This is a genomic window from Streptomyces sp. SGAir0957 (assembly GCF_043523415.1).
Genome location: NZ_CP027293.1, coordinates 2,623,110 through 2,641,068, shown reverse-complemented (window position 1 = coordinate 2,641,068; position 17,959 = coordinate 2,623,110). Strand labels below are relative to the sequence as shown.

Here is a 17,959-nt window from a genome sequence, read left to right as displayed (position 1 = left end):
TCCGTTGTCTACGGAGTGGATAGTCACGGATTTCGTAGGTGCGGGCGGGTGGGGGGTGTCGAAAGCGTCGGTGCACGGCTTAGGGTGGGTGTCTCAAGCAGTGGACATCCCGACAAGGAGGCCGGTCAGTGACCACCAGTGAGCTGCGTCGTCTGAGGAATTACATCGATGGCGAGTTCCGGGACGCCGCCGACGGCCGGACCACCGAGGTGGTCAACCCGGCCACCGGCGAGGCGTACGCGACCGCGCCGCTGTCCGGGCAGGCCGACGTCGACGCCGCCATGGCGGCCGCCGCCGCGGCGTTCCCGGCCTGGCGCGACCAGACCCCGGCCGAGCGGCAGAAGGCCCTCCTCAAGATCGCCGACGCGTTCGAGGAGCGGGCCGAGGAGCTGATCGCGGCCGAGGTGGAGAACACGGGCAAGCCCATCGGGCTCACGCGGTCCGAGGAGATCCCGCCGATGGTCGACCAGATCCGCTTCTTCGCGGGCGCGGCCCGGATGCTGGAGGGCCGCGCGGCCGGTGAGTACATGGAGGGCCTCACCTCCATCGTCCGGCGCGAGCCGATCGGCGTCTGCGCGCAGGTCGCGCCGTGGAACTACCCGATGATGATGGGCGTGTGGAAGTTCGCCCCGGCGCTCGCCGCGGGCAACACGGTCGTGCTCAAGCCGTCCGACACCACCCCCGCCTCCACGGTCCTGATGGCCGAGATCATCGGCTCGATCGTCCCGAAGGGCGTCTTCAACGTCGTCTGCGGCGACCGCGACACCGGCCGCCTCATGGTCGAGCACGACACCCCGGCGATGGCGTCCATCACCGGCTCCGTGCGCGCCGGCATGCAGGTCGCCGAGTCCGCCGCCAAGGACCTCAAGCGGGTCCACCTGGAGCTGGGCGGCAAGGCGCCGGTCGTCGTCTTCGAGGACACCGACATCGCCAAGGCCGTCGAGGACATCTCGGTCGCGGGCTTCTTCAACGCGGGCCAGGACTGCACGGCCGCCACCCGTGTCCTCGTCCAGGAGTCCATCCACGACGAGTTCGTCACCGCGCTCGCCAAGGCCGCCGCCGACACCAAGACCGGCATGCCGGACGACGAGGACGTGCTCTACGGCCCGCTCAACAACCCCAACCAGCTCAAGCAGGTCTCCGGGTTCATCGAGCGGCTCCCCGCGCACGCCAAGGTCGAGGCGGGCGGCCACCGCGTCGGCGAGAAGGGCTACTTCTACGCCCCGACCGTCGTCTCCGGGCTCAAGCAGGACGACGAGATCATCCAGAACGAGGTCTTCGGCCCCGTCATCACCGTCCAGTCCTTCACGGACGAGGCCCAGGCCACCGAGTGGGCCAACGGCGTCGACTACGCCCTCGCCTCCTCGGTGTGGACCAAGGACCACGCGCGCGCGATGCGCATGTCCAAGGTCCTCGACTTCGGCTGCGTCTGGATCAACACGCACATCCCGCTCGTCGCCGAGATGCCGCACGGCGGCTTCAAGAAGTCCGGCTACGGCAAGGACCTGTCCGCGTACGGCTTCGACGACTACACGCGCATCAAGCACGTGATGACGTCGCTGGACGCGTGAACCTCACCTACCGCGAGGTCGGCGCGACCCTGCCGGAGACCTCCGCACTCCCGCGGGGATACGCCCACCTGGACCGCCGCGTCCGTCTCGGCTCGGGGCAGCGGTGCTTCGAGCGGGCGGGGGCGGCGGTCCTGTCGTGGGGAGCGCAGCGCGGCGCCGGCATGTCGGTCACGCCCGGCGAGGACGCCCGCGAGGGCGCGGACATCGTCATGCGCCTGCTGTGGCTGCGGATTCCCTGCCGGGTGGTGCGGGTCGTCCGGGACGCGGACCGCACCGGGTTCGCGTACGGGACGCTCCCCGGCCATCCGGAACGCGGCGAGGAGGCGTTCCTCGTGACCCGGGACGCGGACGGCACCGTGTGGTTCCGCATCCGCGCGTTCTCCCGGCCCGGCCGCTGGTACACGCGGATGGCGGGGCCGGTGGGACGGGCGGTGCAGGGGTGGGCGACGCGGCGGTATCTGCGGGCGGTGGTGAAGGCCGCCGGAAACGGCTCGTAGGCGCCGGGAACGGCTCGTGGGCGATGGAAGCGGCTCGGGGGCGACGGAAGTGGCTCGGGGGTGGCGCCCTGTCGACAGGGTGTCGCCCCCGGCCCGCGCCGCTCGACGCAGCGTCCATTGCCGGGCGAGCGGCACGGGCGGCATCCTGCGGACGTGCGAGCCAAACACCTCTCCTCCCAGGTCACCCGTCGGTCCTTGCTGCGCGCCCTGGGCGGTGGTGCCGGCGCGCTGGCCGTCGGCGGGCTGGCCACGGGGTGCGGGGTGCCCGCGGCGTACGTCGAGCCGGGGGACCGGGCCGCGCGGGACCTGTCGTCCACCGAGAAGCGGCTGACCTGGGCGAACTGGCCCCTCTACATCGACGTCGACGATGACGACCCCGCGAAGCGGCCGACCCTCGACGCGTTCGAGAGGCGGTCCGGCATCCAGGTCACGTACACCGAGGAGATCAACGACAACGACGAGTTCTTCGGGAAGATCAGCCCGTCCCTGATGAACCATCAGAGGACCGGCCGGGACCTCATCGTCATCTCCGACTGGATGTGCGCGCGTTTCGTGCGGCTGGGCTGGGTCCAGGAGATGGACCGGGCGCGGCAGCCGAACGTCACCAGGTACCTCGACCCGTTGCTGCGTTCGCCCGCCTTCGACCCCGGCCGCAAGTACACCGTGCCCTGGCAGTCCGGCATCACCGGCATCGCGTACAACAAGCGCCGCCTCGGCCGGGAGATCCGGCACGTCAGTGATCTGTGGGCGGACGACCTCAAGGGGCGCGTCACCCTGCTCTCCGGGCTCGACGAGTCCTTCGCGCTGCTCATGCAGGGCAACGGCGTCGACATCACCAGGTGGACCGCCGACGACTTCCACCGCCTCTGCGACCAGGTCGAGAAGCGCGTCAGGTCCCAGCACATCCGCCGCTTCACCGGCAACGACTACATCAAGGACCTCTCCAGCGGCGACGTCCTGGCCTGCCAGGCCTACAGCGGCGACGTCATCCAGCTCCAGGCCGACGACCCCGACATCGAGTTCGTCGTCCCCGAGGAGGGCGCCGAACTGTGGGCCGAGTCCCTGATGGTCCCCAACCTCGCCGCCCACAAGGCCAACGCCGAACGGCTCATCGACCACTACTACGAGCCCGAGGTCGCCGCCGAGCTCGCGGCCTGGGTCAACTACGTCTGCCCGGTCCCGGCGGCCCGGGACGTACTGGCCGCCGCCAAGGACCGGGAGACCGCCGAACTCGCCGAGGACCCGCTGATCTTCCCCGACGACGCGATGCGGGCGCGTCTCGCCATCGCGCGGGACATCGCGCCGTCGGAGCGGACGGAGTTCGCGAAGCGGTGGAACGCGATCGCCGGGCTGTAGGAGCGCGGCGGGGGCCCGGGTCAGCGGCTGACGGCCTCCTGCATCGACCGGGCGTCGCGCGGCTTGCGGCCGGGGAGGGTGTCGGAGACGTCGGGCCGGCCGGCCGCGGTGAGGAGTTCGCCGACGCGGTGGGCGAAGTCGGGACCCGGCAGAGGCAGGTCCATGTCCGGCTCGCGGAGGTAGCCGATGGTGACGGCGGTGGGCATGTACGCCATGAGATGGGTGACCGCCATGGTGCGCGGCCGGACCGTGTGCCTGGACAGGTGACGCAGGATCCGCAGGATCGTGGTGGTGGAGGTGGAGTGCCGCCGGTCGGGGTCCGGCGTCCCGGCCTCCGCGGCGGCCGGGCTGTCGGGGACGGGCTCGACGTCGTCGGTCTGCCGGTGCCACCAGTCGGCGGCGGCGTCCTCGCCCTGTGCCAGGTGGTGGAGGTAGAGGCAGTAGGCGGCCGCGGGCTGCCCGGCGCCCGCGGCGTACTGCCACCAGAAGCGGGCGCCGTCGTCCGTGTCCGTCAGCTGCAGCACGCAGGCCAGGGCCAGTGCGCTGCGTGGCTGGGGCACTTGCTCGGTGACGAAGTCGGCGACGTCGGTGGCCGGGGTGTGGGAGACCAGGGTCTCGCACAGGGCCCGCAGATCCTCGGCGGCGTCGCTGTCCTGCGCGGTGGAGGCACGGACGGCGGGGGCGGTCCGCGGCCGGTGCGCGGCGGGGCACGTGGTCGGGACGATGTCGCGGGGCACGGTGCGGTCCCGGGCCAGCAGGGCCCTGGAGAGGATGTCTTCGATGCGAGTCACGGTTGGTTCCCTTCGAGGTCGTTCGGGGCGGTGAGGGCGGTCTCGAGGAAGCGGGTCGCGTGCCGTTCATCGGAGCGGACGGTGGCCAGCGGGGCGCCCAGCAGGTCGGAGACGGTCTCGGTGGGCATGGCGCGCAGCCGGCGCAGGACGATGACGTCGAGCTGGTGGTCGGGCAGTCGGCTCATCGCCTTGTAGAGACCGAGCGTTTCGTGCAACTGCCTCAGGGCCGCGTCCTGGTCGGTGGCCGCCTGCATGGCGACGGTGTCGAAGGCCGCGTGGGAGAACTCCGGGCGGCCGTCGATGTGCGGGGTCAGGGCCATGACCGTGGTGCGCAGGACGTCCCAGGCGTAGCGGCGGGCGTCGGGGCTGGAGAGAACGTGGGTCCAGCGGAGCCACAGCTGGTCGTACGTGTCGTCGAGAGCGGGACCGCAGCAGTCGTCGGCCAGGAAGACGCTGGCGTAGTCGCGGTAACCGTCCTCGGTGAGCTTGCGGAACGCCTTGTGGTCCAGGGGCGGTGCGGCGGGCCTGGTCGTCACCGCCACCCCGGCGACGGAGTCGTCGACCCATGTGCGGGACTTGTTGTGGGTCTTCACCGCGGCCTGTGCCCAGAGGCGGAACAACGGCGAGTACGGGATGCGCAGTTCGACCGCCAGGGGATAGAGGACCTCCCAGCGTGGGTACATACGGCCGCTCAGCAGCTCGGAGATCTTGGACTTCGCCATGTGCAGCTGGGTGCCGAGCTGGCTCATGGTCTGCCCGGACCTGCGGTAGGCGTCGCGTACGGGCTCCAGCCAGGCGCGGTGGGCGCTGCTGCAGTCGGCCGCGACGGGGCCCAGCGGCCGGCCGGGGCGGCCGAGGCGCTGGGGCCGGCCGGTGGGCGCGGCCCCGGCCGGGGTCTCCCGCTTGTCGAACGGGTCGCTCTCGTCCGGGGACGCGGACGGATCGGAGGGTGCGGTCACGGCGCGCCGTCCTCCTTCTCGTGCGGGGAGGCGGTCACACGGTGGCCGGAGGCGGGGCCGTGGTGGTGGCGGGCCGTACGGGTGATCTGCTGCACGGTCAGGCCGAGCGCGGGCGCGAGCGCGGCGATCGCCGCGCCCTGCCCCAGGGCGGCCATCGCGACGCTCCAGGCGAAAACCGTGAGGGTGGCCGCAACGAGCCATATCTGCGTTCGTTCCATCGGACCTCCAGAAGTCTGGCCTTCTCGAAGCCCGCCGGCCCATCCGGAAGCCGGCGGGTCCCAGGACAGGGCGGGTGCCGAGCCCGTCCGCCGGGGAGGTCAACCACAATGGACGCAGGGGGAGTTGTCACGCCACGTGATCATGGATTCACGGAACAATGCCGGTCATCGAGCGGTCCTCCGCGACCGTGCGTGACCGTTCGGTGACTAGAAAACGAGCAGGTCGTGCCCCGGAGGCGTGGAAGTTCCCGGTTTTCCTTGCATTACGGGGATCGAGGCACCTCAATGGGGGAGCGGCACCTTCGGTGTCGGCCTTCCCATCCGGAAGGGCCCGCTCCCGTGCCGAGAAGTTGGGGGGCGTGCAGCTCTGTTCTCGCCTGGCCGGGCGTATCGGCCAGGCGAGAGCACCCCCGTCCGGTCCCGGTCCTCCGGCTCAGTCCAGGTTCTTCAGCGCCGCGCCCACGATGCGCTGCGTCACCGCGTTCATCTCTGTGCCCTTCGCGTCGGTGGAGTTGACCGAGTAGACGAGGGTGCGGGAGAGGTCGCGGGTGGCGCCGACCACCGCGTTGTAGCCGTAACGGCTGCCGGTCTTCACCCAGACGACCTTGCCCTCCTCCGTCACGTAGCGCTGGAGGCCGGCGGTCATCGTCGCGCCCTCGATGCCGGACGGCACCGTGAACATCTCCTCCAGCTGCGGTTCCGGGACGATCCTGCCCCGGAACAGGGCCGTGATCAGGCGCTCCAGGTCGGCCGTCGTGGAGATCATGTCGCCGCCCGCGAGACGGTCGTACTGGTTCCACTCCGTCACGTCGATCAGCTTGCCGCCGGAGAGCTGGTAGCCGCGGTTGTGCGGACCCCTGATGCGGGTCTCCGTGCCGGGGAAGTAGGTGTGCCGCATCCCGGCCGGGCGCAGGACGAGCCGTTCGGCCTCGGCCGCGTACGAGTGGCCCGTGACCCGCTCCACCAGGAGGCCGAGCAGGGTGTAGTTGATGCCGAGGTACTCCTGCGCCTCGCCCGGCGCGTACGCCCGGCCCGCCGCGATCGAACCGGCGACGACCTGGCGCGGGGTCAGCGTCTCGAAGCGGTGCGGGTACTCCTCCTCGAAGTTCCTGCCCCAGCTCGTGCCCGGCTTCAAGCCGCTGGTGTGGTTGAGGAGTTGGCGTACGGAGATGGGGTCCGGGAAGGCGCCGGCGTTCGGGGCGAACAGGTCGGGGAGGTAGCGCTGGACGGGGGCGTTCAGGTCCACCTTGCCGTCGGCGGCGAGGCGCAGGACCGTCGCCGCCGTCACCACCTTCGTGGTCGAACCGGCCCGGAACCGCGCGTTCTCCAGCGCCTTCGCGCCCGTCCGCAGATCACGGACGCCCGCGACGCCGTGCCAGGAGCCGCCCGTGCCGCCGATGCGGACGAGGGCGGCGGTGGCGTCGGCGTCCGGCAGGCCGCTGATGGCCTTCCGCAGGGCCGCGGCGTCGGGCGTGGAGTGCGTGGAGTGGGTGGAGACGTGGGCAGGAGGGTGCGGCGCGGCGGTCGCGAGCGGGGCCGCGACGGCGCCGAGAGCGAGGACGGTGGAGACGGCGAGGGCGCGGGCGATATGACGAGGAAGCTTCAACGAGGGCTCCTGGCACGGTAGTTGACCCGGGTGGGCCGGTGCGCACCATCCTGGTCGGCTGCCGTGGTGAGGAGATCGTCGTGGGGGAGGAGCGCCGACCCTGGTAGTCGCGGGGGCGGTGCCCTAGGGGCAGCCGCCGGAGGGGCCCTAGGGGTGGCCCGTGCTCAACCGCTCCTGGCGAAGCGCGGTCAGGAGGTCGACGCGGTTCGTCGTGAGGGAGTCGGCGCCCGCGTCCAGCAGGCGCCGCATCGACCTGCGGGTGTCCGGCGTCCACGCGGAGACCAGGCAGCCGTCGCGGTGGACGCGCGCCGCGAGGTCCCGGGTGACCAGCGGGAAGCGGTAGTTGAGCCAGCGCGGGCGGACCGCGTCGAGCAGGGCGCGGCGCGGCGGGGCGAGCGTGGTCCAGGTCAGGGCGATCTCGGCGGCCGGGTCCGCGGCCCGCACCATGAGCATCGTCCGGGCCCCGGCGCAGTAGTAGGCGCGTTCCTCGGCGCCGCAGTCCCGGATGACGCCGACGACCGTGCGGACGGCCCGCGGGTCCGCGCCGGGCAGGTCGACCATGACCCTGGTGTCGGCCGTCTCCTTGAGCGCCTCCACGAGGGTGGGCACGCCGCCCGCCGTCAGGCCCCGCACCTCGTCGGCGGAGAGCGCGGACAGCGGGCGGTCGTGGTGCCACAGGCGTGTGAGCGTCGCGTCGTGGAGGAGGACGGGGACGCCGTCGCGGGTCAGGCGGACGTCGACCTCCACCGCGTCCGCGCCGAGCGCGAGCGCCGAGCGCAGGGACGGAAGGGTGTTCTCGCGGACGCGGTAGGGGTCGCCCCGGTGGGCCACGGCGGTGACGGTGCGCATGGCCCCCATTGTGGGACGGAGACCGCGGTTACGCCTCGGCCAGCCAGGTGTCCGTGTACGTGTCGATCTCCGCGGTGATCCGGGCCTTGCCGGGCTCGTCGAGGAAGGAGGCGCGGACCGCGTTCTTCGCGAGGCCGGCGAGGCCGCGCTCGTCGAGGTCGAGGAGGCGGGCGGCGACCGCGTACTCGTTGTTGAGGTCCGTGGAGAACATCGGCGGGTCGTCGGAGTTGATGGTGACGGTGACGCCCGCGTCCACGAACTGCCGCAGCGGGTGCTCGTCGAGGGTGGCGACCGCGCGGGTCGCGATGTTCGAGGTTGGGCACACCTCGAGCGGGATGCCGCGCTCGGCCAGGTGCGCGAGCAGCTTCGGGTCCTGGGCGCTGGACGTGCCGTGCCCGATGCGCTCGGCGCCGAGGTAGGTCAGGGCGTCCCAGACGGTCCCGGGGCCCGTCGTCTCCCCGGCGTGCGGTACGGAGTGCAGGCCCGCGGCGATCGCGCGGTCGAAGTACGGCTTGAACTGCGGCCGGGGCACCCCGATCTCGGGGCCGCCGAGCCCGAAGGAGACCAGGCCCTCCGGGCGCAGTGCGTCGTCCGTCGCGAGGCGCGCCGTCTCCTCGGCCGACTCCAGGCCCGCTTCGCCGGGGATGTCGAAGCACCAGCGCAGGACCGTGCCGAACTCGGACTCGGCGGCCTTGCGGGCGTCCTCGATGGCGTCCATGAAGCCGCGGGCGTCGATGCCGCGCCGGGTCGAGGAGAAGGGGGTGAGGGTCAGCTCGGCGTAGCGCACGTTCTGCCGGGCCATGTCGCGGGCCACCTCGAAGGTGAGGAGCCGTACGTCCTCCGGCGTCCGGATGAGGTCGACCACGGACAGGTACACGGTGATGAAGTGCGCGAAGTCCCGGAACGTGAAGAAGTCCGCGAGCGCCTCGGGGTCGGTGGGCACGGCCGAGTCGGGGTGCCGGGCGGCGAGCGTCGAGACGATCCTGGGGGAGGCGGAACCCACATGGTGCACATGGAGTTCGGCCTTCGGCAGTCCGGCGATGAAGGTCTGCAGACTCTGGCTCACGGATTCCTCCCCAGGAACGTGGGTGATCGGCTGATCAGGGTTACCGGCATCGTATGCGGGTGGGCGGGCGCAGCGGGGCACGGGCGCCAGGGAGCCACGGAAGGGCGACCCGTAGCATGTCGGGACCGACGAGACCGAAGGGGGCGCTTCACATGGGAGGCGGCACCACACCGCAGGGCAACGATCCCTGGGCCGCGCCGCAGGACGCGGCGGCAGCGCAGCCGAACGGGTCCGAGGGCCCGAAGAGCCCCGAGGGGCCGGCGGGGGCCGGCGGTCCCGACCCGCGTGGCATCCATGAGAGCCAGACGGTGACGGCGATGCCGGCGCACCAGTTGTCCAAGCCGCCGCAGGCCCCCCAGCCTCCGCACGCTCCGCAGGCCCCCCAGCCGCCGCAAGCGCCGCAGTCGCCGTACTCCGCGCAGGCGCCCCAGCCGCCGCACGTACCGCAGCAGCAGCCCCACGCGGCGCACAACCCGTACGCCCCGCAGCCGCCCGTCGCCCCGTACCCGGCCCCTCCGCAGAGCGGCGGCGGTCCCGTGCCGCCTCCGCCCGTCTCGCCCGCCGGACCCGGTATGCCGGCCTACGGGGGCTATCAGGCCGGGCCGCAGTACGGGTACCCGGCGCAGCAGCCCGCCCCGTACGGGGTGCCGCAGTACGGCTGGCAGGGCGGGATGCCGCCCCAGCCGAGCAACGGCATCGGCGTCACCGCGATGGTGACCGGCATCGTCTCCGCCGTGATGTGCATGGCCTGGTTCATCTCGCCGATCCTCGGCATCCTCGGCATCGTCTTCGGCATCATCGGCCGGGGCAAGGCCAAGCGCGGCGAGGCCACCAACCCGGGGCAGGCGCTGACGGGTATCATCTGCGGCTCGTTCGGCCTCGTCGTGGGGCTCGGGTTCATCGCCCTGCTGATCGGGCTCAGCAACAGGTGACGCGTCGGGCCCGCCTCAGCGCAGGCGGGCCCGCGCCTCCATCAGCGCGAACCCCAGCAGGTTCGGCCCTCTCCACGCCCCGGGGTTCGCCGCGTCCGCGTCGTCCGCGGCCAGGCCGATGCCCCAGATCCGGTCCAGCGGGCTCGCCTCGACCAGCACCCGCTCGCCCGTGCGCAGCAAGTACTCCCGCAGCGCCGGGTCCGACGCGAACTTGTGGACGCTGCCCTCGACCACGATCCCGTAGCGCTCCCGCCGCCACACCGCGTCGTCGAACCCCCGGACCAGGCGGCCCTCCTTCTTGGCCTGGGACGGATGACCCGCCGCGAGGACGCGCCGCTCGGCCTCCGCGTCGTCGAACAGCCGGGCCTTCGCCGCCATCATCCAGTGCTCAGCCGTCGCGTACTCCACCCCGGCCACGGTGAACGGCGACGGCCACCACTGGCTCAGACAGCTCGGTCCGAGGGTCCCGTCCTCCCGCGCCGTATGACCCCAGAAGTGCAGGTACTTCACCCGAGCCCCCGCGCTCAGGGCCGCCACCAGCGATTCCCTGCTGTCGATCTCCATGCACGCGAGTCTGGCACGCACCACTGACACTCCGTCCTGCCTTTTCCAGGGCGACTCGACACCTGGTCGACAGATTCCGTCGCGTAACCAAAAGGCAACAACGGAATCACTTGTTGCACTACAAGCCCTCTGTCAGGATCGGCACTCAAATCGAGCTGGAGCCACGCCGGTGTCCCGCATGGCGGGTCACCGGCGGCGAAGAGCGAGAGCGAGCACTCATGCACCACCCCACCCCGGCCGACCCCGTCACCGCCGCGTCGGTCGCCGCCACCGCCCGGGACCGCTTCGCGGACGGGGCGAACTTCGTCGCCGGACGCCTGGTCAAGGGGGCTTCCGGCCGTAGTCACGCGGTCGTCGACCCTGCCACGGGCGAAGACGTGTACACGTACGACCTCGCGGGCGCGAAGGACGTGGACGCGGCCGTCGGCGCCGCCCGCGCCGCCTTCCCGGAGTGGTCGGGCGCGACGCCGGGCGAGCGGTCCGACGCCCTGCACGCGTTCGCCGGGGTCCTCGCCGAGCGCGCCGAGGAGTTCGCGGTCCTGGAGTCGCTGCAGTGCGGCAAGCCGCTCAAGCTGAGCCGCGAGTTCGACGTCCCCGGCACGGTCGACAACACCGCGTTCTTCGCGGGCGCCGCCCGGCATCTGCAAGGGCAGTCGGCGGGCGAGTACAGCGGCGACCACACCTCGTACGTGCGCCGTGAGCCGATCGGTGTCGTCGGGTCCATCGCCCCCTGGAACTACCCGCTGCAGATGGCCGCCTGGAAGGTGCTGCCCGCCATCGCCGCCGGGAACACGATCGTCCTGAAGCCCGCCGAGCTGACCCCGTTCACCTCGCTGCTGTTCGCGCAGGCGGCGACCGAGGCGGGCATCCCGGACGGCGTCGTCAACGTCGTCACGGGCGCGGGCCGCGACGCCGGTGAGCACCTGGTCGGCCACCCGGACGTCGCCATGACCTCCTTCACCGGCTCCACCGGGGTCGGCAAGCGCGTCGCCGAGATCGCCACCACCACCGTCAAACGCCTCCACCTGGAGCTGGGCGGCAAGGCGCCGTTCGTCGTGTTCGACGACGCCGACCTGGAGGCCGCCGTGCACGGCGCCGTCGCGGGCGCCCTCATCAACACCGGGCAGGACTGCACCGCCGCCACGCGCGCGTACGTGCAACGCCCGCTCCACGACGCCTTCGTGAGCGGCGTCGCGGACCTGATGGCGACGGTCAGGCTCGGCGACCCGTTCGCCGACGGCACCGACCTCGGGCCGCTCATCTCGCACGCGCAGCGCGACCGCGTCGCCGGTTTCGTCGAGCGTGCGCGCGGCTACGCGCGCGTGGTCACCGGCGGCAAGGCCCCGGGCGGCGCCCTCGCGCGCGGCGCCTACTACGAGCCCACCCTCATCGCCGACGCCGCGCAGGACAGCGAGGCCGTGCAGTCCGAGATCTTCGGACCCGTCCTGGTCGTGCTGCCCTTCGACAGCGACGAGGAGGGCATCCGGCTCGCCAACGACACCCCGTACGGGCTCGCCGCCTCGGCCTGGACCCGGGACGTGTTCCGCGCCAACCGTGCCACCCGTGACATCAAGGCCGGCTGCGTATGGATCAACGACCACATCCCGATCCTCAGCGAGATGCCGCACGGCGGCTACAAGGCGTCCGGCTTCGGCAAGGACATGTCCGCGTACTCCTTCGAGGAGTACACGCAGATCAAGCACGTCATGTTCGACAACACCGCGACCGCCAGGAAGGACTGGCACCGCACGATCTTCGGGGACCGCTAGGCCGCGACAGGGCCGTCCGACCGACCGCCGCCACCCCTCCTACGACGACCTCCCGTAAGGGCCTCCCGAAAGGCACCACGCGCATGGAGCAGTACGAGCCCGACCGCCTGTCGCCGGCCCAAGTGGCCGCTGTCCGCCGCAGTGTCGCCCACAGCCGTGCGAGGGCGGCGCTCTCCCGTCGCTCCTTGTTGCGCGCGTCGGCGGGCGGCGCGCTGGCCGTCGGCGGGCTCGGGGCGCTGACCGGCTGCGGCATCCCGGCCGCGGGAAAGTCGCAGGGCGGCATCTCGTCCGAGGACCACTCGGCCAAGGAGAAGGAGGTCAACTTCTCCAACTGGACCGAGTACATCGACATGAGCGACGACGAGAAGCACCGGCCCAGCCTGGAGGCGTTCACCAAGCGCACCGGGATCAAGGTCAAGTACACCGAGGACATCAACGACAACGTCGAGTTCTTCGGCAAGATCAAGCCGCAGCTCGCGGCGGGCCAGGACACCGGCCGCGACATCCTCGTCCTCACCGACTGGCTCGCCGCCCGCCTCATCCGCTACGGCTGGGTGCAAAAGCTCGGCCCGGCCCACCTGCCGCACGCCTACACCAACCTGGCAGGCCAGTTCCGCAACCCCGACTGGGACCCGGGGCGCGCCTACTCCTACCCCTGGCAGGGCATCGCGACGGTCATCGCCTACAACACGAAGGCCACGGGCGGAAAGAAGATCACGTCCGTCTCGCAGCTCCTCGACGACCCGAAGCTGAAGGGCCGGGTCGGGCTGCTCTCCGAGATGCGCGACACCATCGGCATGACCCTGCTCGACCTCGGCAAGGACCCCGGTGACTTCACGGCGGACGACTTCGACGCGGCGACGGCCCGCATCCAGAAGGCGCTCGACAAGAAACAGGTCCGCCGCTTCACCGGCAACGACTACATAGCCGATCTCAGCAAGGGCGACCTTGCCGCGTGCCTCGCCTGGGCGGGCGACGTCGTACAACTCCAGGCGGACAACCCGCACGTCCAGTTCGCGATCCCGGACGCGGGCTACATCTCGTCGACCGACAACATGCTGGTCCCGAACAGGGCGCGGCACAAAACCAACGCCGAGAAGCTCATGGACTACTACTACGAGCCCGCCGTCGGCGCCGAACTCGCCGCCTGGATCAACTACGTCACGCCGCTCGACAGCGCCGTCGTCAAGCCGGAACTCCTCAAGATCGACAAGGACGTCGCGAACGATCCGCTGATCGTCCCCGACAAGGCGATGTCGGCCAAGGCGCACAGCTTCCGCTCGCTGACCGCGAAGGAGGAGACGGCGTTCGAGGAGAAGTTCGCCCGGCTCACCGGCGGTTGAGCCGAAACGGTCCGCCCCGCCCGCAGAAGCCCCCAGAAAGCCCCCAGACCTCCTTGGACTCACCATGACGACCGACCACGGCGGCGACGTCCGTCTCACCGGGATCAGCAAGACGTACGACAACGGGTTCACCGCCGTCCGGCCGCTGGACCTCACCGTGCCGCAGGGCTCGTTCTTCGCGCTGCTCGGCGCCTCCGGCTGCGGCAAGACGACCACCCTGCGCATGATCGCGGGCCTGGAGGAACCGACCACAGGAACGGTTCACCTCGGCGATCAGGACGTCACCGGGCTTCCGCCCCACAAGCGCCCGGTGAACACCGTCTTCCAGTCCTACGCGCTCTTCCCGCACCTCGACATCTTCGAGAACGTCGCCTTCGGCCTGCGCCGGCGCGGCATCAAGTCGGTGAAGAAGCAGGTCGAGGAGATGCTCGACCTGGTGCAGCTCGGCGAGCACATCCGCAAGAAGCCGCAGCAGCTCTCCGGTGGCCAGCAGCAGCGCGTCGCCGTGGCCCGCGCCCTCATCAACCACCCCAAGGTGCTCCTGCTCGACGAGCCGCTCGGCGCCCTCGATCTCAAGCTGCGCCGCCAGATGCAGCTGGAACTGAAGCGCATCCAGACCGAGGTCGGCATCACCTTCGTCCACGTCACGCACGACCAGGAGGAGGCCATGACGATGGCCGACACGGTCGCCGTGATGAACCAGGGCCGCGTCGAACAGCTGGGCGCCCCCACCGACCTGTACGAGAACCCGGCCTCGACGTTCGTCGCCAACTTCCTCGGCACCTCGAACTTCATCGAGGCCGAGATCGCCGGACGCGCCGGTGACGACCTGACCCTGAAGGCGGGCGACGGCAAGCTCGTCCTGCCCGTCGCGCGCTGTGCCGCCGCCACGACCACGGGCGGCAAGGTCCTGCTCGGCGTACGGCCCGAGAAGATCTCGCTCACCCACGCCGACGACGCGGGCACCGTCCCGGCCGGCCGCAACCGCATCACCGGCCGCATCGCGGACTCCAGTTTCATCGGCGTCTCCACGCAGTACGTCGTCGACAGCCCGCTCTGCGACGCCTTCGAGGTCTACGCCCAGAACGTCGAGCGCGACGCGCGGCTCGTGCCCGGCGCCGAGGTCGTCCTGCACTGGAACCCGGCGCACACCTTCGGGCTCGACGCCGGCCAGGATGCCGAGGCGGGCGTCGCGGAGGAGGCGGCCGCATGAGCACCCTCACCGAGACGCCGCCCACGACCGGGGCGCCGGCGCCGCGCAGGCCCCGCCGGCGCGGCCGACTCGTCCCGTACTGGCTGCTGCTGCCCGGCATCCTCTGGCTGGTCGTCTTCTTCGCGCTGCCGATGGTCTACCAGGCGTCGACCTCCGTGCAGGAGGGCTCCCTGGAGGACGGCTTCCAGGTCACCTGGCACTTCGCCACGTACTGGGACGCGCTGTCCGACTACTACCCGCAGTTCCTGCGCTCGGTCCTGTACGCGGGCTGCGCCACGGCCTTGTGCCTGCTGCTCGGCTATCCGCTCGCCTACCTGATCGCGTTCCGCGCGGGCCGCTGGCGCAACGTCGTCCTCGTCCTGGTCATCGCGCCGTTCTTCACCAGCTTCCTGATCCGTACGCTCGCCTGGAAGACGATCCTCGCGGACGGCGGGCCGGTCGTCGGCGCCCTCAACAGCCTGCATCTGCTCGACGTCACGAGCTGGCTCGGCATGACCGAGGGGGACCGGGTGCTCGCCACACCGCTCGCGGTGGTGTGCGGCCTCACCTACAACTTCCTCCCCTTCATGATCCTGCCGCTCTACACCTCGCTCGAACGCATCGACGGGCGTCTGCACGAGGCGGCCGGTGACCTGTACGCCTCGCCCGCGACCACGTTCCGCAAGGTGACCTTCCCGCTGTCGATGCCCGGCGTCGTCTCCGGCACCCTGCTCACCTTCATCCCGGCGGCCGGCGACTACGTCAACGCGGACCTGCTCGGCTCCACCGACACCCGCATGGTCGGCAACGTCATCCAGACGCAGTTCCTGCGCATTCTCGACTACCCGACCGCCGCCGCCCTCTCCTTCATCCTCATGGCGGCCATCCTCCTCATGGTCACCTTCTACATTCGCCGGGCCGGAACGGAGGACCTCGTCTGATGCGCTGGCTCCGGAAGAATCTCGTGGTGATAGCGGGACTCGTCACGCTCGCTTATCTGCTCCTGCCGAACGTCGTCGTCACGGTCTTCTCCTTCAACAAACCCAAGGGCCGCTTCAATTACGAATGGCAGCGGTTCTCGCTCGACGCCTGGAAGAATCCGTGCGGCGTCGCGGACATGTGCGGCTCGCTCTCGCTCAGCCTCCAGATCGCCGTGTGGGCGACGCTCGGCGCGACCGTCCTCGGCACGATGATCGCCTTCGCGCTCGTGCGCTACCGGTTCCGGGCGCGCGGCGCCGTCAACTCGCTGATCTTCCTGCCGATGGCGATGCCCGAGGTCGTGATGGCGGCCTCGCTGCTCACCCTGTTCCTCAACATGGGTGCTCAGCTGGGCTTCTGGACCATCCTCATCGCCCACATCATGTTCTGCCTCAGCTTCGTGGTGACGGCCGTCAAGGCGCGCGTCATGTCGATGGACCCGCGCCTGGAGCAGGCCGCGCAGGACCTCTACGCGGGCCCCGTGCAGACCTTCGTCCGCGTCACCCTGCCGATCGCCGCACCCGGAATCGCGGCGGGCGCGCTGCTCGCGTTCGCGCTCTCCTTCGACGATTTCATCATCACGAACTTCAACGCGGGCTCGACCGTGACCTTCCCCATGTTCGTATGGGGTTCGGCGCAGCGCGGAACGCCCGTACAGATCAATGTCATCGGTACGGCGATGTTCCTCGTCGCCGTGCTGTGTGTGCTCGCCGGAATGATGGTCGGCAAGCGCAAGAGCAAAACAGCCAATTAACGTGTTCTGAGGGAGTTGGAATCATGGCCGCTGGAGCCATGAATCGCGAACATCGCACGTCTCGCTTCACCGCGTCGCTCGCCGACGCGAAGCCCGTCCCGTACTGGCTGGACGACCCCGGCAGGCCGGCGGCGCGCCCCGCCCTCACCGGCGACGAACGCTGCGACCTGCTGGTCGTCGGCGGCGGATACAGCGGCCTGTGGACGGCGCTGTTGGCCAAGGAGCGCGACCCCGGCCGTGACGTGGTCCTCGTCGAGGCCAAGGAGATCGGCTGGGCCGCCTCCGGGCGCAACGGCGGGTTCTGCGCCGCCTCCCTCACCCATGGCACGGCCAACGGGCTCGCCCGCTGGCCGAAGGAGATCAAGAAGCTGGAGGAGCTGGGCGCCGCCAACCTCGACGCCATCGAGGACGCGGTCTCCCGCTACGCCATCGACTGCGAGTTCGAGCGCACGGGCGAGCTGGACGTGGCGACCCAGCCGCACCAGATGGCGGAACTGCGCGAGTTCCACGAGGAGTTGAGCGCGGCGGGCCTCGCCGACGGCCTCGAACTGCTCGACGCCGACCAGGTACGGGAGCAGGTCGCGTCGCCGACCTTCCTCGGCGCCCTGTACGACCGTGACGGCGTCGCCATGCTGAACCCGGCGAAGCTCGCCTGGGGCCTGAAGCGGGCCTGCCTCGACCTCGGCGTACGGATCTACGAGCACACCCCGGCCACGCGGCTGGCCTCCCACGGGACCGGCGTGGCCGTCCGCACCCCGTACGGCCGCGTCTTCGCCCGGCACGCCGCCCTGGGGACGAACGTCTTCCCGTCGCTGGTCAAACGGGTCCGCGCGTACACGGTCCCGGTGTACGACTACGCGCTGACGACCGAGCCGCTCACCGAGGCCCAACTGGAGTCGGTCGGCTGGAAGAACCGGCAGGGCCTCGGCGACTCGGCGAACCAGTTCCACTACTTCCGCCTCACCGCCGACCATCGCATCCTGTGGGGCGGCTACGACGCGATCTACCCCTACGGGGGCCGGGTCCGCGCCGAGCACGACCACCGGCCCGAGACATACGCGCGGCTCGCCGAGCACTTCTTCACCTGCTTCCCGCAGCTGGACGGGGTGCGCTTCACTCACGCGTGGGGCGGCGCCATCGACACGTGCTCCCGGTTCTCGGCGTTCTTCGGCACCGCGCACGGCGGGCGCGTCGCCTACGCCGCCGGGTACACGGGGCTCGGCGTCGGCGCGACCCGGTTCGGCGCGGACGTGATGCTCGACCTGCTGTCGGGGGAGCGCACGGAACGCACCGAGCTGGAGATGGTCCGCACGAAGCCGCTCCCCTTCCCGCCGGAGCCTTTCGCCTACACAGGTATCGCCCTGACGAAGTGGTCGCTGGCACGGGCCGATGCCAAGGGTGGGCGCCGCAATCTGTGGCTCCGCGCGATGGATCGGCTGGGCCTGGGTTTCGACAGCTGACAGCTGACGGCTGACGGCTGACGGCTGACGGCTGACAGTGACAGCCGACGGTTG

Annotated in this window: 17 protein-coding genes; 10 read left to right on the top strand and 7 right to left on the bottom strand. The window is 70.9% G+C overall.

The annotated features are described in order from the left end of the window. The first annotated feature begins 128 nt into the window (after positions 1-128). The 3 genes from C1N81_RS16645 to C1N81_RS16635 all read left to right on the top strand — a co-directional run bounded on the left by C1N81_RS16645 (position 129) and on the right by C1N81_RS16635 (position 3,424). A complete protein-coding gene (locus tag C1N81_RS16645; RefSeq protein WP_394429872.1) occupies positions 129-1,571 on the top strand; it encodes a gamma-aminobutyraldehyde dehydrogenase in 1,443 nt (480 codons plus the stop codon). Beyond that, complete coding sequence (locus C1N81_RS16640) at positions 1,568-2,068, top strand: DUF1990 family protein (RefSeq protein ID WP_394429870.1); 501 nt, start codon at positions 1,568-1,570, stop codon at positions 2,066-2,068. The genes C1N81_RS16645 and C1N81_RS16640 overlap by 4 nt, the downstream gene beginning before the upstream one ends. Positions 2,069-2,221: 153 nt before the next feature. Further along, complete coding sequence (locus tag C1N81_RS16635; RefSeq protein ID WP_394429868.1) at positions 2,222-3,424, top strand: polyamine ABC transporter substrate-binding protein; 1,203 nt, start codon at positions 2,222-2,224, stop codon at positions 3,422-3,424. Positions 3,425-3,444: 20 nt separating this feature from the next. Here the strand turns inward: C1N81_RS16635 and C1N81_RS16630 are convergent, their stop codons facing one another. The 6 genes from C1N81_RS16630 to C1N81_RS16605 form a co-directional block, all read right to left on the bottom strand. Continuing rightward, on the bottom strand, positions 3,445-4,215 hold the full coding sequence (locus C1N81_RS16630) for a hypothetical protein (RefSeq protein WP_394429866.1): 771 nt from the start codon (positions 4,213-4,215) through the stop codon (positions 3,445-3,447). After that, on the bottom strand, positions 4,212-5,174 hold the full coding sequence (locus C1N81_RS16625; protein WP_394429864.1) for a sigma factor-like helix-turn-helix DNA-binding protein: 963 nt from the start codon (positions 5,172-5,174) through the stop codon (positions 4,212-4,214). Before C1N81_RS16625 ends, C1N81_RS16630 begins: the two co-directional genes overlap by 4 nt. Continuing rightward, entirely contained in the window at positions 5,171-5,392 is a 222-nt protein-coding gene (locus C1N81_RS16620; RefSeq protein ID WP_394429862.1) for a hypothetical protein, read from the bottom strand. The genes C1N81_RS16625 and C1N81_RS16620 overlap by 4 nt, the downstream gene beginning before the upstream one ends. Before the next feature lie 433 nt (positions 5,393-5,825). Further along, a complete protein-coding gene (locus C1N81_RS16615; protein WP_394429860.1) occupies positions 5,826-6,998 on the bottom strand; it encodes a serine hydrolase domain-containing protein in 1,173 nt (390 codons plus the stop codon). A gap of 147 nt (positions 6,999-7,145) precedes the next feature. Next, a complete protein-coding gene (locus tag C1N81_RS16610) occupies positions 7,146-7,847 on the bottom strand; it encodes a glycerophosphodiester phosphodiesterase (protein ID WP_394429858.1) in 702 nt (233 codons plus the stop codon). A gap of 28 nt (positions 7,848-7,875) precedes the next feature. Then, positions 7,876-8,940, bottom strand: coding sequence for an adenosine deaminase (locus C1N81_RS16605; protein WP_394437991.1), 1,065 nt, complete (start codon positions 8,938-8,940; stop codon positions 7,876-7,878). Between the two features lie 125 nt (positions 8,941-9,065). Here C1N81_RS16605 and C1N81_RS16600 point away from each other — a divergent pair, with 125 nt between their 5' ends. Then, positions 9,066-9,845 (top strand): DUF4190 domain-containing protein, encoded by a 780-nt coding sequence (locus C1N81_RS16600; protein ID WP_394429856.1) that lies wholly within the window; start codon positions 9,066-9,068, stop codon positions 9,843-9,845. A gap of 15 nt (positions 9,846-9,860) precedes the next feature. Here C1N81_RS16600 and C1N81_RS16595 read toward each other — a convergent pair whose 3' ends face one another. Next, a complete protein-coding gene (locus tag C1N81_RS16595; protein WP_394429854.1) occupies positions 9,861-10,409 on the bottom strand; it encodes an NADAR family protein in 549 nt (182 codons plus the stop codon). Positions 10,410-10,627: 218 nt separating this feature from the next. Here C1N81_RS16595 and C1N81_RS16590 point away from each other — a divergent pair, with 218 nt between their 5' ends. From C1N81_RS16590 to C1N81_RS16565, 6 genes are all read left to right on the top strand, one after another. Continuing rightward, on the top strand, positions 10,628-12,178 hold the full coding sequence (locus C1N81_RS16590) for a gamma-aminobutyraldehyde dehydrogenase (protein WP_394429852.1): 1,551 nt from the start codon (positions 10,628-10,630) through the stop codon (positions 12,176-12,178). Between the two features lie 83 nt (positions 12,179-12,261). Then, entirely contained in the window at positions 12,262-13,521 is a 1,260-nt protein-coding gene (locus C1N81_RS16585; RefSeq protein ID WP_394429850.1) for a polyamine ABC transporter substrate-binding protein, read from the top strand. Between the two features lie 64 nt (positions 13,522-13,585). Continuing rightward, complete coding sequence (locus tag C1N81_RS16580; protein ID WP_394429848.1) at positions 13,586-14,734, top strand: ABC transporter ATP-binding protein; 1,149 nt, start codon at positions 13,586-13,588, stop codon at positions 14,732-14,734. After that, positions 14,731-15,654 (top strand): ABC transporter permease, encoded by a 924-nt coding sequence (locus tag C1N81_RS16575; RefSeq protein WP_394429846.1) that lies wholly within the window; start codon positions 14,731-14,733, stop codon positions 15,652-15,654. The genes C1N81_RS16580 and C1N81_RS16575 overlap by 4 nt, the downstream gene beginning before the upstream one ends. Further along, on the top strand, positions 15,654-16,445 hold the full coding sequence (locus C1N81_RS16570) for an ABC transporter permease (RefSeq protein ID WP_394429844.1): 792 nt from the start codon (positions 15,654-15,656) through the stop codon (positions 16,443-16,445). Before C1N81_RS16575 ends, C1N81_RS16570 begins: the two co-directional genes overlap by 1 nt. A gap of 23 nt (positions 16,446-16,468) precedes the next feature. Further along, complete coding sequence (locus C1N81_RS16565) at positions 16,469-17,905, top strand: NAD(P)/FAD-dependent oxidoreductase (protein ID WP_394429842.1); 1,437 nt, start codon at positions 16,469-16,471, stop codon at positions 17,903-17,905. The last annotated feature ends 54 nt before the right edge of the window (positions 17,906-17,959 follow it).

Bases quoted from the DNA above. Each gene is read 5' to 3' on its own strand.
- C1N81_RS16620 (WP_394429862.1), bottom strand. From the start codon at position 5,392: ATGGAACGAACGCAGATATGGCTCGTTGCGGCCACCCTCACGGTTTTC.
- C1N81_RS16610 (WP_394429858.1), bottom strand. From the start codon at position 7,847: ATGCGCACCGTCACCGCCGTGGCCCACCGGGGCGACCCCTACCGCGTC.
- C1N81_RS16600 (WP_394429856.1), top strand. From the start codon at position 9,066: ATGGGAGGCGGCACCACACCGCAGGGCAACGATCCCTGGGCCGCGCCG.
- C1N81_RS16595 (WP_394429854.1), bottom strand. From the start codon at position 10,409: ATGGAGATCGACAGCAGGGAATCGCTGGTGGCGGCCCTGAGCGCGGGG.
- C1N81_RS16590 (WP_394429852.1), top strand. From the start codon at position 10,628: ATGCACCACCCCACCCCGGCCGACCCCGTCACCGCCGCGTCGGTCGCC.
- C1N81_RS16585 (WP_394429850.1), top strand. From the start codon at position 12,262: ATGGAGCAGTACGAGCCCGACCGCCTGTCGCCGGCCCAAGTGGCCGCT.
- C1N81_RS16580 (WP_394429848.1), top strand. From the start codon at position 13,586: ATGACGACCGACCACGGCGGCGACGTCCGTCTCACCGGGATCAGCAAG.
- C1N81_RS16575 (WP_394429846.1), top strand. From the start codon at position 14,731: ATGAGCACCCTCACCGAGACGCCGCCCACGACCGGGGCGCCGGCGCCG.
- C1N81_RS16570 (WP_394429844.1), top strand. From the start codon at position 15,654: ATGCGCTGGCTCCGGAAGAATCTCGTGGTGATAGCGGGACTCGTCACG.
- C1N81_RS16565 (WP_394429842.1), top strand. From the start codon at position 16,469: ATGGCCGCTGGAGCCATGAATCGCGAACATCGCACGTCTCGCTTCACC.